Source organism: Mycobacterium cajalii, assembly GCF_045809005.2.
In the GTDB taxonomy this organism is placed as follows: Bacteria; Actinomycetota; Actinomycetes; order Mycobacteriales; family Mycobacteriaceae; genus Mycobacterium.
This window is the reverse complement of sequence record NZ_CM141436.1, coordinates 1,753,167-1,765,315: the sequence shown is the minus strand read 5'-3', so window position 1 is coordinate 1,765,315 and position 12,149 is coordinate 1,753,167. Positions and strand designations below refer to the sequence as shown.

The window sequence follows — 12,149 nt, the reverse complement described above, 5'->3', positions numbered from 1 at the left end:
GCGGCGCGCCGAAAGATGCCGACACTTTTATGGTTTCGCCGCGACCTGCGACTGCGTGACCACCCGGCGCTGGCCGCCGCGGCGGCCGACGGCGACGAGGTGCTCGCCTGTTTCGTGCTCGATCCGCGACTGGAGGCGTCGTCGGGGCGGCGCCGCCTGCAGTTCCTGGGCGACTCGCTGCGCCGGCTGCGCGAGGACCTGGACGGCCGGTTGCTGGTGACCCGCGGCCGGCCCCAGGAACGGATCCCCCGGATCGCCGGGGAAATCGGCGCGACGGCGGTGCACATCTCGGAGGACTTCGCACCGTTCGGGCGGCGCCGCGACGAGCGGGTACGCGCGGCCCTGGACCCGGTGCCGTTGGTGGCCACGGGCTCGCCCTACCTGGTGTCGCCAGGGCGGGTCACCAAGCCCGACGGCAGCCCATACCGGGTTTTCACGCCGTTCTTCCATCGGTGGCGCGACGTCGGTTGGCGGGGACCCGCCCGTTCCGGCGCCGGCCCGGCGCGCTGGATCGATCCGGCGCCGCTGCGCGTCGAGCAGTGCGAAATCCCCGACCCGGGTGACGCGCTCGACCTCGCCGCCGGGGAGCGCGCGGCCCTGGTGGAGTGGGAGGCGTTCGTCGCGGACGGGCTGCGGCGTTACGCGCAGGACCGCAACCGGCCCGACCTCAACGGCACCAGCCGGATGTCGGCACACCTGAAGTTCGGCACCATCCATCCGCGCACCCTGGCCGCCGACCTCGACCTTCGGGGCAGCGGAGCGCAGGCATACCTGCGGGAGTTGGCATTCCGCGATTTCTACGCCGACGTGCTGTACCAGTGGCCGGCCAGCGCCTGGCGCAACTGGAACGGCGAGTTCGACGGCATCCGGACGGACAGCGGGGTCGCGGCGAAACGCCGCTTCGAGTCGTGGAAAGCGGGCGAGACCGGGTTTCCGTTCGTCGACGCCGGGATGCGCCAGCTGCGCGAGACCGGCTTCATGCACAACCGGCTGCGGATGGTCGTCGCGTCGTTCCTGGTGAAGGACCTGCACCTGCCCTGGCAGTGGGGCGCCGAATGGTTCCTGGAACAGCTCGTCGACGGGGACATGGCCAACAACCAGCACGGCTGGCAGTGGGCCGCGGGGTGCGGCACCGACGCCGCTCCGTACTTCCGGGTGTTCAACCCCGACAAGCAGGGCGAGAAGTTCGACCCCGAGGGCGACTACATCCGGCGCTGGGTCCCCGAACTGGCCGGCGCGGACCACGCGCACCTACGCAAAGGCGAACGGCCCCAAGGGTATCCGGAGCCGATCGTCGACCACGGCACCGAGCGCGCCGAGGCGCTGCGCCGCTACCGCGACATCGGCTGAGCGCGGCCGCGAGGGACGCCTCAGCGGGCCGCCTTCTTGCGTTCGATGTCGGCCAGCGCCGCGGCCAGTTCGGCGCGCTGGGCGGCCGAACTCTCCCACGACAGCTGCCGGTTCTTGACCACCTTGGCCGGCGCGCCGACCGCGATCGAGAAGTCGGGGACCACGCCCCGGACCACCGCGTGCGAGCCGAGCACGCAGCCCCGCCCGACGGCGGTGCCGCGCAGCACCGTCACCTTCACCCCCACCCAGGTGTCCGGGCCGATGCGGACCGGGGACTTGATGATGCCCTGGTCCTTGATCGGGACGTTGATGTCGTCCATGCGGTGGTCGAAGTCGCAGACGTAGCACCAGTCGGCCATGAGCACCGAATCGCCGATCTCGATGTCCAGGTAGCAGTTGATGACGTTGTCGCGGCCCAGCACCACCTTGTCGCCGAACCGCAGCGAGCCCTCGTGGGCGCGGATGGTGTTCTTGTCCCCGATGTGCACCCAGCGGCCGATCTCGAGCTGCGCCAACTCCGGTGTCGCGTGGATCTCGACGCCCTTGCCGAGAAACACCATGCCGCGGGTGATGATGTGCGGGTTGGCCAGCTTGAACTTGAGCAGCCGCCAGTAGCGCACCAGGTACCACGGGGAGTAGGCGCGGTTGGCCAGCACCCACCGCAGGGAGGCCAGCGTGAGGAACTTGGCCTGGCGGGGGTCACGCAGCCGCGATCCACGCCAGCGGCGATGGACCGGGGCACCCCACATGGACGTCATGGCCGGACAGCATAGCCGGGCACCGGAATCGGCGGGCCGAGGAGCCGGGCAATCCGGCACCCGCGCGACGGCGCGGGTTACCCTCACCTGTACTCGTTCGCTGCCCGTGCCACACGCCGTTGCGGAAGGATCTGGGAAACCGAGGTGCTTGCCCGACATGTCCTGCCTGGGCTTAGGCGCTGGCCGGCTGTCGTGCTGGCGGCCGTCGTCTCGGTGGGGCTGGGCGGATGCGGCAACACCGACTCGTGGGTCGACGCGGCACCGGCGCTGGGCTGGCCCGCCCAGTACGGCGACGCCGCCAACAGCAGCTACACCACCACGAGCGGGGCCACCAAGCTGTCGTTGCAGTGGACGCGTGCGGTCAAGGGCTCGTTGGCGGCCGGTCCGGCGCTCAGCGCACGCAGCTACCTCGCGCTGAACGCGCAGACGCCGGCCGGCTGCTCGCTGATGGAGTGGCAGAACGACGACCACGGCCGGCAGCGCTGGTGCGTGCGGCTCGTCCAGGGCGGCGGCTTCGCGGGCCCGTTGTTCGACGGCTTCGACAACCTCTACGTCGGCCAGCCGGGCGCCATCGTCTCCTTCCCGGTGACGCAGTGGACGCGGTGGCGCAAGCCGGTGATCGGGATGCCGACCACCCCGCGCTTCCTGGGGCACGGCCACCTGCTGGTCGTCACCCACCTCGGACAGGTGCTGGTGTTCGACGCCCACCGCGGCGAGGTGGTCGGCAGCCCGCTGGACCTGGTGGACGGCGTCGACCCGACCGACGCGACGCGCGGCCTGGCGGACTGCGCGCCGGCCCGGCCGGGCTGCCCGGTCGCGGCGGCCCCCGCCTTCGCGCCGGCCAACGGAACGATCGTGCTCGGCGTCTGGCAGCCGGACGCGCCGGCCGCGCAGCTCGTCGGCCTGAAGTTCCGCGCCGGGCAGCTCTCCCGCGACTGGACGAGCGACGCGGTGGGCGGCGGCGTCATCGCCAGCCCGGTGCTGTCCGCCGACGGCTCGACGGCCTACGTCAACGGGCGCGACGAGCGGTTGTGGGCTCTGAGCACCGCCGACGGGAAGGCGAAGTGGTCGGTGCCGCTGGGGTTCCTGGCGCAGACGCCACCCGCGGTGACCCCGCAGGGGCTGATCGTGTCCGGCGGGGGCCCCGACACCCGGCTGGCCGCCTTCACCGACGCCGGTGACCACGCCGAGCAGGTCTGGCGCCGCGACGACGTCACCCCCCTGTCGTCGTCGAGCCTGGCCGGCGGCGGCGTCGGGTACACCGTGGTCGCCGGCCCGCCGCAGGGCGAGGCGCCCGGCATGTCGCTGCTCGTGTTCGATCCCGGCAACGGCCGCACCACGAACAGCTATCCGCTGCCCGCCGCCACCGGATACCCGGTCGGGGTCGCGGTCGGCAAGGACCGCCGGGTGGTGGCCGCCACCAGCGACGGCCAGGTGTACGGCTTCGCGCCGGCCTAGCAGCTACAGCGCCAGCGGCGGGATGGCGTTGCGCGGCACCTGGGCCTGCACGGGGCCGGAGAACGGCGGCAGCATCTCACCCGGCGCGAAGTAGAAGATCAGCGCGTCGTCGGTGATGGCGAAGTTCTGGTAGTGCGAGGGGTCCGTCCCGGTCGAGGGCAGGATGGTCACCCCGAAGGGACTCTGGCGTTCCAGGTCGCGCTGCACGATCGGGAAGATGGCGTCCAGCGGTGCGGCGCCGGGCGCGAACAGGGTGTCGAAGGTGATGGGCTTTTTGGTGCCCAGGTTGTAGTTGAAGGCCTTGTACCAGTTGGACGGGTGCGCGCCGAGGTCCTCGAAGAACTTGAGCACCACGCTGCGGGTGCCGTGCGGCGGCTGGCCGGAACTGTGTTGTTCGCTGGTGGCCTCCAGCTGGTAGGGCTGGTCACGCGAGCCCGAACTCTGCGCCACGTTGACGAACCCGTCGCGGTTCCTGGTGAGGTAGTCGGTCAGCGCCTGCTGGTCGGGGTAGTCCACCGGAAACGTCAGGTCGAGCATGTAGGTCGGCGTCGTGACGTGCACCCGGCACATCTGGGCGGCCTCCACGGCGCCGCCCAGGCCGGCGCATGCCGACGGCGCGGCGGAGGCCGATGACGGGACCGGCCAGCCCAGCAGCACCGCGGGTGCCAGCACCGCGGCCACGATCAGATGACGCATCGTCGAATTGTCCTCGCAGACTGAACAGGCGGGGCGCCTGGAAGAATGACCGCCGTCAGCGTACCTGGCGTCAGCGCGACGGGCGGCAGACGAACGCCGTCGCCCGCCCCGCGGCCCCGGCGCCGATCCGGGTGATGACCACCGACAGCGGCAGGCCGCCGCGCAGCCGCAGCCGCCGCCGCAGCGCGTCGGGGTCCACGCGCACCCCGCGGACCAGGATCTCCAGGGCCCCGCAATCCCGCGCTGCCAGCACCTGGCGCAGGCGGCGCTCGTCGAACGCCACCTCGTCGAGCACCTCGAAGCCCCGCACCCCCGGCGGCAGCCGGTCCCCGGACAGGTAGGCGATGTCGGGGTCGAGTTGCCACAGGCCGTGTCGGGTGCCGTAGTGGCGCACCAGCCCGGCCCGCACCACCGCGCCGTCGGGGTCGACGATCCATCGCCCCGGCGGCCGCACACCGCAGTCGTCGGGCTCGGCGTCGGTGACCTGTTCGCCCGGCCCGGCCCCGTCGAGGATGCTCGCGCGGCGGCGCACACCCGCTCCGGCCAGCCCGGCCGACCACAGGCACGCCTCCCGGACCGAACCCCGGTACGACGTCACCTCGATCTCGCCGTCGAACCCGCGGCGTCGCAGCGCATCGAAATCCATTCCCGGACCGCACTTCACGACGAGGTGCCGCCCGCGGTAGGTGTCGATCAGCCGGTCCAGCGCGGGCCGGTAGTCCTCGGGGCGCAGCCGCCGGCGGCCGCCGTCGCGGCGCGCCGGGTCGACGAGGACGACCGTGTCCCGGGTCACCGGGTGCAGCGCGTCGGCACGGCAGAGCACGGTCGTGGCTCCCACGTTGTGGCGGGCCATCGCGATCCGCACCGGGTCGATGTCGCTGCCGAGCGCCCGCACGCCCGAGCGGTGCAGCGCCGCCAGTTCGGTGCCGACCGAACAGGTCGCGTCGTGCACCGGTAACCCGGCCCGGGCCAGGCGCGCGGCCCGGTGCAGGGCCACCGCCGCCGCGGTCGCCTGCTGCAGCGCCTCGTCGGTGAACAGCCACTGCGACACCTGCGGGCCCAACGGCCCGAGCTTGTCCGCGGCGCGCCGGCGCAACAGCGTCGTCTCCACCAGCACCGCGGCCCGGTCGCCGAACCGGGCTCGCACCGCGGCGATGTCGGCGATGCGGCTGGCGTCGGTCAGCTCGAGCTCGGCGACCGCTGCCAGCGCCGAGGCGCCCGGGGGCGAGGCCAGGTAGCTGACGTCGTCGGCGCCGAAGGCGAGGTGGCTCAGGAGGGTTTGACCCCGGTGATCATCACGTTGTAGAACCAGGCCTTCGGCACCACGTGCCGCAACACGCCGGCGTCCACCCAGCTCAACGCCTTCCAGCTGGTGAACGCGAAACGCGCCCAGCCCCAGCCCAGGCGCCCGGGCGGCACCGACGCCTCGAAAGTGCGGATCGGCCAGCCCAGCATCGCGGCGGTGAACTCCTCGCTGGCGGTCCGCACCGCGACCGCGCCGGCGTTGACGGCCATGCGCTCCAGCTGCTCCGGCGTGAACGTGTGCAGGTCGACGATGGCCTCCAGCGCCGCGACGCGCGAGGACTCGTCGAGCTCGGCCTGCGGCCGCCGCCAGCCACCCAGACCCGGCAATTTGGTCACGGTGGTGGCGGCCCGCCAGGTCAGCGTGGACAGGGTGCGCGCGTAGACGTCGCCGGCGCTGGTCGGCTCACCGGCGAACACGAACCGGCCGCCCGGCCGCAGCACCCGCAACACCTCCCGCAGCGAGAGCTCCACGTCGGGGATGTGGTGCAGCACGGCGTGCCCGACCACCAGGTCGAACGTGTCGTCGTCGTAGGGGATGCCCTCGGCGTCGGCGACCCGGCCGTCGATGTCCAGGCCCAGCGCCTGCCCGTTGCGGGTGGCGACCTTGACCATGCCGGGCGACAGGTCGGTGACCGAGCCCCGGCGGGCCACCCCGGACTGGATCAGGTTGAGCAGGAAAAAACCTGTGCCGCAACCCAATTCGAGGGCGCGGTCGTAGGGCAGCTCCCGTTGGACCTCGTCGGGCACGATGGCGTCGAACCGGCCGCGGGCGTAGTCGACGCAGCGCTGGTCGTAGGAGATCGACCATTTCTCGTCGTAGGTTTCGGCTTCCCAGTCGTGGTAGAGCACCTGGGCGAGTTTGCTGTCGTGCCGGGCGGCCTCCACCTGCTCGGCGGTGACACGGGCGGCGTCGGTCGAACTGCTCATCAGGGCAGCCTAACCGCCGCCGGGGGCGCGGTTCTGGGCAGCGGCGGCGAACACCTCGACGTAGCGGCGCCGTTCGGCGGCGACACGCTCGTCCGGCGGGACTTCACACAGGTCGCCACAGGCGGCGTTGATGCCGGCTTTGGCGGCGGCCAGCGCGTGCGCCGGGGCGCCGAGGAAGCGCCCCGCCCACGCGACCGCGGCCTCGTACACGTCGTCGGGGGCCACCATCTGGTCGATCAGGCCCAGCTCGCAGGCCTCCCGGGCGTCGAAGAAGCGCCCGCTGAACACCAGTTCCTTGGCCCTGCTCGCCCCCACCGCGCGGGTCAGCCGGTCCAGTCCCCCGCCGCCGGGGATCAGGCCGGCCAGGATCTCGGTGGCCCCGAACTTGACGTTGTCGCCGCTGACCCGCCAGTCGGCGGCCAGGGCCAGCGTCAGTCCGGCGCCCAGCGCGTACCCGGTGATCGCGGCCACAGTGGGCTTGGGGATGGCTGCGACCGCGTCGATCGCCTCGCGGCGCACCCGGGCCGCGGTGTCGGCCTCCGGCGCCGTCAGCGTCCGCAGCTCGGGCATGTCGTCGCCGGCGGAGAAGATCTCGTGGCCCCCGAACAGGATCACCGCGGCAACGTCGTCACGCCCCGCCACGTCGGTGGCCGCGGCCGCGATCTCCCGGTAGACCTGCCGCGTCATGGCGTTGGTGGGTGGCCTCGACACCACCAGCGTTGCCAGTCCCGCCGCCGGCCCCTCGCCCGCCACGACGCTGACGAACTCGCTCAAAGCCGCCACTCCAGCCCGCCCGACTCCCGGGCCCGGTGGTAGCGGTCGGAATCGAAGAACTCGAAAACCCAGTTGTCGCCCCGTATCTCGAGGTTCGGCTGCACGGTGACGATCTGGCGTTCCAGGGTCAGCACGTCGGCGACGGTCCGGCCCAACAGCGAGTCCAGCTGCGTCCACGTCGGGGGCAGCAGGATGCTGCGGCCGGCGGCGAAGTCGTCGATGGCGGCCTGCGGCGTCGTCCAGCCGGCGTGGTCGGACTCGGTGTTCTCCCCGTCGGCGCGCTGGCCCTCCGGCAGGGCCGCCACGAAGAAATAGGTGTCGTACCGGCGGGTGCGTTCGGCTTCCGGGGTGACCCAGTTGGCCCACGGGCGCAGCAGGTCGGACCGCAGCTCCAGGCTTTCTTCGCGCAGGAAGTCGGCGAACGACAGCGTCCCGTTGGCGAGCGCCCGGCGGGCGTCGCGGTACACCGACGCGTCGCCGACGATCCCGTCCGGGTCACCGGCCGGCCCGGCGAACAGCACCCCCGATTCCTCGAAGGTCTCCCGGGCCGCCGCGCAGACCAGCGCCTCGGCCAGGTCGGTGTCGATGCCGAAGCGCCGCGCCCACCACTGTGGCGGCGGTCCGGCCCAGGCGCCGAGCCGCTCCAGCCTCGCGTCGCGGTCGCGGTCGTCGACGCCGCCACCGGGAAACACCATGGTCCCGGCGGCGAAGTGCATCTTGGCGTGGCGACGCATCAGGAAGACGTCGAGGCCGTCCGCGCCGTCGCGGACCAGCATCACGGTGGCCGCGGGGCGCGGAACCAGCGGGGGCTCGGTTGTTGACGTCATAGTTGCCTCCGATGAGCGGCGCGGCTGCGGACCCGCCGCGCGAAATACCGTCCGTCGATGAGGTCCAGGGCGATCGACTGGCCGAACGCGGTGGACAGGTTTTCCGCGGTCAGGACGTCGGGCAGCAGGCCGGCGGCGACCACCCGGCCCTCCGACAACAGCATGCAGTGGCTGAAGCCGGGGGGAATCTCCTCCACGTGGTGGGTGACCAGCACCAGCGCGGGGGCGTCGGGGTCGGCGGCCAGGTCGGCCAGGCGGGCCACCAGCTCCTCGCGGCCGCCCAGGTCCAGGCCGGCGGCGGGCTCGTCGAGCAGCAGCAGCTCCGGGTCGGTCATCAGCGCGCGCGCGATCAGCACCCGCTTGCGCTCGCCCTCCGACAGGGTCCCGTAGGTGCGGTTGGCGAGGTGCTCGGCGCCGAGGCTCTCCAGCATGTCGACCGCTCGCCGGTAGTCGACATCGTCGTAGCGTTCGCGCCAGCGGCCCAGCACCGCGTAGCCGGCCGAGACCACCAGGTCGCGCACCAGCTCGTCGCCGGGCACCCGCTGCGCCAGCGACGACGAGCTCAGCCCGATCCGCGAGCGCAGCTCCGACACGTCGACCCGGCCCAGCTGCTCCCCGAGCACGAAGGCGACGCCCGTCGACGGGTGCTCGGCGGCCGCCGCGATGCGCAACAGCGACGTCTTCCCGGCCCCGTTGGGGCCGACGATCACCCAGCGTTCGTCCAGCTCGACGGCCCAATCCAGCGGCCCGACCAGGTTCCGCCCGTCCCGGCGCAGCGAAACGTTCCTGAAGTCGAGCAGCAGATCGGGGTCGGCCGACTCGCTTCCGTTCTCGGGCACCCGACCATCGTGCCGTACCGCGGCGCCGCCGCGAGTGCCGGGTCACCCCCCCGCGCCCAGCTCAGGCGGGGGGAATCTCCACGCGGCGCACCTCGCCGTCGACCGCGTCGGCGGCCTCGATCTCCCCGCGGGTGATGCCCAGCAGGAACAGCACCGTGTCCAGGTAGGGGTGGCTCAACGACGCGTCGGCGACCTCGCGCAGCGCCGGCTTGGCGTTGAACGCGATGCCCAGCCCGGCGGCGGCCAGCATGTCGATGTCGTTGGCGCCGTCGCCGACGGCGACGGTCTGGGCCATCGGCACCCCGGCCTGCTCCGCGAAGTCCCGCAGCGCCGCGGCCTTGCCGGCCCGGTCGACGATCGGGCCGACGACCCGCCCGGTGAGAACGCCGTCGACGATCTCCAGCTCGTTGGCCGCGACGAAGTCCAGCATCAGCTCGTGGGCCAGCGGGTCGATGATGCCCCGGAAACCCCCGGAGACCACGCCACAGCGGTAGCCCAGCCGCCGCAGCGTGCGCAGCGTGGTCCGGGCGCCGGGCATCAGTTCGAGCTGGTCGGCGACCTCGTCGATCACCGTCGCGGGCAGGCCCGTCAAGGTCGCCACCCGTTGCTGCAGCGACTCCGCGAAGTCCAGCTCGCCGCGCATCGCCGCCTCGGTGATCGCGGCGACGGCTCCTCCGGCGCCCGCCCGGGCCGCCAGCATCTCGATCACCTCGCCCTGGACCAGGGTGGAGTCGACGTCGAACACGATCAGCCGCTTGGACCGCCGCTCCAGGCTGTACTCCTCGACCGCCACGTCGACACACTCATCGCAGGACACGCGGTTCAGGGCGGCGCGCAGCGGGACGTCGGCTCCCGGCGGCACCGAGACCCGCAGTTCCAGACCGGTGACGGGGTAGTCGGAGACGCCGCGGATGAGGTCGATGTTGACGCCCAGCGCCGCAACCTCGCGGGCCACCGCGCTGAACGCGCCGGCCGTGATCGGCCGGCCCAGCACGAAGATGGTGTGGCTCGGCGGGGTCCGGATGATCGGCACGTCGTCGCTGCGCTCGATGCTGACGTCGAGCCCGAGCCCGAAGATGGCCGATTCGACGTCGCCCCGCAACGCGGGGCCGTCGGCGACCTCCGCGGGGCAGGACACCAACACGCCCAGCGTCAGCCGGCCCCGGATCACCACCTGTTCGACGTTGAGCAGTTCCACGCCGTGCTTGGACAACACCTCGAACAGCGCCGACGTCACCCCCGGCTGATCCACGCCGGTGACGGTGATCAGCGCCGATACCTTGGGTGCGGCGCTCACCCGCGGCTCCGTTCGTGGCTCATTCGTGCCTGGGGCCGCTGCCGCTCGTCAACTGCGGACGTGCACGTCGTCGGCTCGGGTGACGTCCTTGTCCGCCGGGCCATGAGCGCGACCGACGTGCGCCTCGCGCCGCAGCCGCTCCACCATGTGCGGGTAGTGCAACTCGAATGCGGGGCGCTCCGAACGGATCCGGGGCAGCTCGGTGAAGTTGTGCCGCGGCGGCGGGCAACTGGTCGCCCACTCCAGCGAGTTGCCGTAGCCCCACGGGTCGTCGACGGTGACCACTTCGCCGTAGCGCCAGCTCTTGAACACGTTCCAGACGAAGGGGAACATCGACACGCCCAGGATGAACGCCCCAACGGTCGAGACGATGTTCAGCGCCTGGAAGCCGTCGGTGGGCAGGTAGTCGGCGTAGCGGCGCGGCATGCCCATGTCCCCGAGCCAGTGCTGCACCAGGAACGTGGCGTTGAAGCCGATGAACGTCAGCCAGAAGTGCAGCTTGCCCAGCCGCTCGTCGAGCAGCCGGCCGGTCATCTTCGGGAACCAGAAGTAGGTGCCGGCGAAGGTGGAGAACACGATGGTGCCGAACAGCACGTAGTGGAAGTGCGCCACCACGAAGTAGCTGTCCGTCACGTGGAAGTCCAGCGGCGGGCTGGCCAGCAGCACACCCGTCAACCCGCCCAGCAGGAAGGTGACCAGGAAGCCGACCGAGAACAGCATCGGCGTCTCGAAGGTCAACTGGCCCTTCCACATGGTGCCGATCCAGTTGAAGAACTTGATCCCGGTCGGCACCGCGATGAGGTAGGTCATGAACGAGAAGAACGGCAGCAGCACCGCGCCGGTGGCGAACATGTGGTGCGCCCACACCGCCACCGACAGCGCGGCGATCGACAGCGTCGCGTAGACCAGCGTGGTGTAGCCGAAGACGGGCTTGCGGGAGAACACCGGGAAGATCTCGGTCGCGATGCCGAAGAACGGCAGCGCCACGATGTAGACCTCGGGGTGGCCGAAGAACCAGAACAGGTGCTGCCACAACAGGACTCCGCCGTTGGCCGGGTCGAACACGTGCGCCCCGAGGTGGCGGTCGGCGGCCAGCCCGAACAGCGCGGCGGTCAGGATCGGGAACGCGATCAGGATCAGGATGGATGTGACCAGGATGTTCCAGGTGAAGATCGGCATCCGGAACATCGTCATCCCCGGGGCGCGCATGCACACCACGGTCGTGATCATGTTGACCGCACCCAGGATGGTGCCCAGACCGGCGACGATCAGGCCGGTGATCCACAGGTCGCCGCCCGCGCCGGGCGAGTGGATGGCGTCGGTCAGCGGGGTGTAGGCGGTCCAACCGAAGTCGGCGGCGCCGCCCGGGGTGATGAAGCCCGCGAGGGCGACCAGCGCGCCGAACAGGAACAGCCAGAACGAGAACGCGTTCAGCCGCGGGAACGCCACGTCGGGTGCGCCGATCTGCAACGGCAGCACCAGGTTGGCGAAGCCGAACACCACCGGCGTGGCATACAGCAGCAGCATGACGGTGCCGTGCATGGTGAACAGCTGGTTGTACTGCTCGTTGGACAGGAACTGCAGCCCCGGCGCCGCCAGCTCGGTGCGCATCAGCAGCGCCATCAACCCGCCGATGAAGAACATCACGAAGCAGGTGACGGTGTACATGATGCCGATCACCTTGTGATCGGTGGTGGTGATCAGCTTGTAGACGAGGTTCCCTTTGGGACCTGTCCGCGGTGGGTACGGTCGGACGGCCTCGAGTTGTCCCAAGGGGGGCGCTTCGGCTGTCAACTGCTCCTCCAAACATCCTTCTCAGACACGTTCACCACGCATCGTAGCTTCCGATCATGCCGATGGCAGCACGAGTCCTACAAACTGTCGTATATGCCGCTGCGACGCGGGCGTGTCGTCGCCG

The 12,149-nt window shown here is 71.4% G+C and carries 11 protein-coding genes; 2 read left to right on the top strand and 9 right to left on the bottom strand.

Annotation, left to right across the window (positions count from 1 at the left end; all coding sequences use genetic code 11):
• Positions 1 to 15 precede the first annotated feature (15 nt).
• Positions 16 to 1,350 (top strand): cryptochrome/photolyase family protein, encoded by a 1,335-nt coding sequence (locus ACJ512_RS08475; RefSeq protein ID WP_407688229.1) that lies wholly within the window; start codon positions 16 to 18, stop codon positions 1,348 to 1,350.
• A 20-nt stretch (positions 1,351 to 1,370) separates the two neighbouring features.
• Here ACJ512_RS08475 and ACJ512_RS08470 read toward each other — a convergent pair whose 3' ends face one another.
• Entirely contained in the window at positions 1,371 to 2,108 is a 738-nt protein-coding gene (locus tag ACJ512_RS08470; RefSeq protein WP_407688228.1) for an acetyltransferase, read from the bottom strand.
• 144 nt (positions 2,109 to 2,252) lie between these two features.
• On the opposite strand from ACJ512_RS08470, the gene ACJ512_RS08465 reads away from it, so the two are divergent.
• Positions 2,253 to 3,566 (top strand): outer membrane protein assembly factor BamB family protein, encoded by a 1,314-nt coding sequence (locus tag ACJ512_RS08465; protein ID WP_461480028.1) that lies wholly within the window; start codon positions 2,253 to 2,255, stop codon positions 3,564 to 3,566.
• 3 nt (positions 3,567 to 3,569) lie between these two features.
• On the opposite strand, the gene ACJ512_RS08460 is transcribed toward ACJ512_RS08465, so the two are convergent.
• The 8 genes from ACJ512_RS08460 to ctaD all read right to left on the bottom strand — a co-directional run bounded on the left by ACJ512_RS08460 (position 3,570) and on the right by ctaD (position 12,025).
• On the bottom strand, positions 3,570 to 4,262 hold the full coding sequence (locus ACJ512_RS08460; RefSeq protein ID WP_407688226.1) for an esterase: 693 nt from the start codon (positions 4,260 to 4,262) through the stop codon (positions 3,570 to 3,572).
• Positions 4,263 to 4,332: 70 nt separating this feature from the next.
• Positions 4,333 to 5,574, bottom strand: coding sequence for a class I SAM-dependent methyltransferase (locus ACJ512_RS08455; protein WP_407688234.1), 1,242 nt, complete (start codon positions 5,572 to 5,574; stop codon positions 4,333 to 4,335).
• Positions 5,532 to 6,494 carry a class I SAM-dependent methyltransferase gene (locus ACJ512_RS08450; RefSeq protein ID WP_407688225.1) on the bottom strand — a complete coding sequence of 321 codons (963 nt, stop codon included), beginning with the start codon at positions 6,492 to 6,494 and terminating at the stop codon, positions 5,532 to 5,534. The genes ACJ512_RS08455 and ACJ512_RS08450 overlap by 43 nt, the downstream gene beginning before the upstream one ends.
• 9 nt (positions 6,495 to 6,503) lie before the next feature.
• The gene (locus ACJ512_RS08445; protein WP_407688224.1) at positions 6,504 to 7,268 is read right to left on the bottom strand and encodes an enoyl-CoA hydratase; all 765 of its coding nucleotides are present in this window, start codon (positions 7,266 to 7,268) and stop codon (positions 6,504 to 6,506) included.
• Positions 7,265 to 8,095 carry an NUDIX hydrolase gene (locus ACJ512_RS08440; protein WP_407688223.1) on the bottom strand — a complete coding sequence of 277 codons (831 nt, stop codon included), beginning with the start codon at positions 8,093 to 8,095 and terminating at the stop codon, positions 7,265 to 7,267. The genes ACJ512_RS08445 and ACJ512_RS08440 overlap by 4 nt, the downstream gene beginning before the upstream one ends.
• Positions 8,092 to 8,934, bottom strand: a complete 843-nt coding sequence (locus ACJ512_RS08435; protein WP_407688222.1) for an ABC transporter ATP-binding protein — start codon at positions 8,932 to 8,934, stop codon at positions 8,092 to 8,094. The genes ACJ512_RS08440 and ACJ512_RS08435 overlap by 4 nt, the downstream gene beginning before the upstream one ends.
• A gap of 61 nt (positions 8,935 to 8,995) precedes the next feature.
• Positions 8,996 to 10,231: a phosphoserine phosphatase SerB gene (serB, locus tag ACJ512_RS08430; RefSeq protein ID WP_407688221.1), complete on the bottom strand. Its 1,236-nt coding sequence runs from the start codon at positions 10,229 to 10,231 to the stop codon at positions 8,996 to 8,998.
• A gap of 48 nt (positions 10,232 to 10,279) precedes the next feature.
• Positions 10,280 to 12,025 carry an aa3-type cytochrome oxidase subunit I gene (gene ctaD, locus ACJ512_RS08425; RefSeq protein WP_407688220.1) on the bottom strand — a complete coding sequence of 582 codons (1,746 nt, stop codon included), beginning with the start codon at positions 12,023 to 12,025 and terminating at the stop codon, positions 10,280 to 10,282.
• Between the last annotated feature and the right edge of the window lie 124 nt (positions 12,026 to 12,149).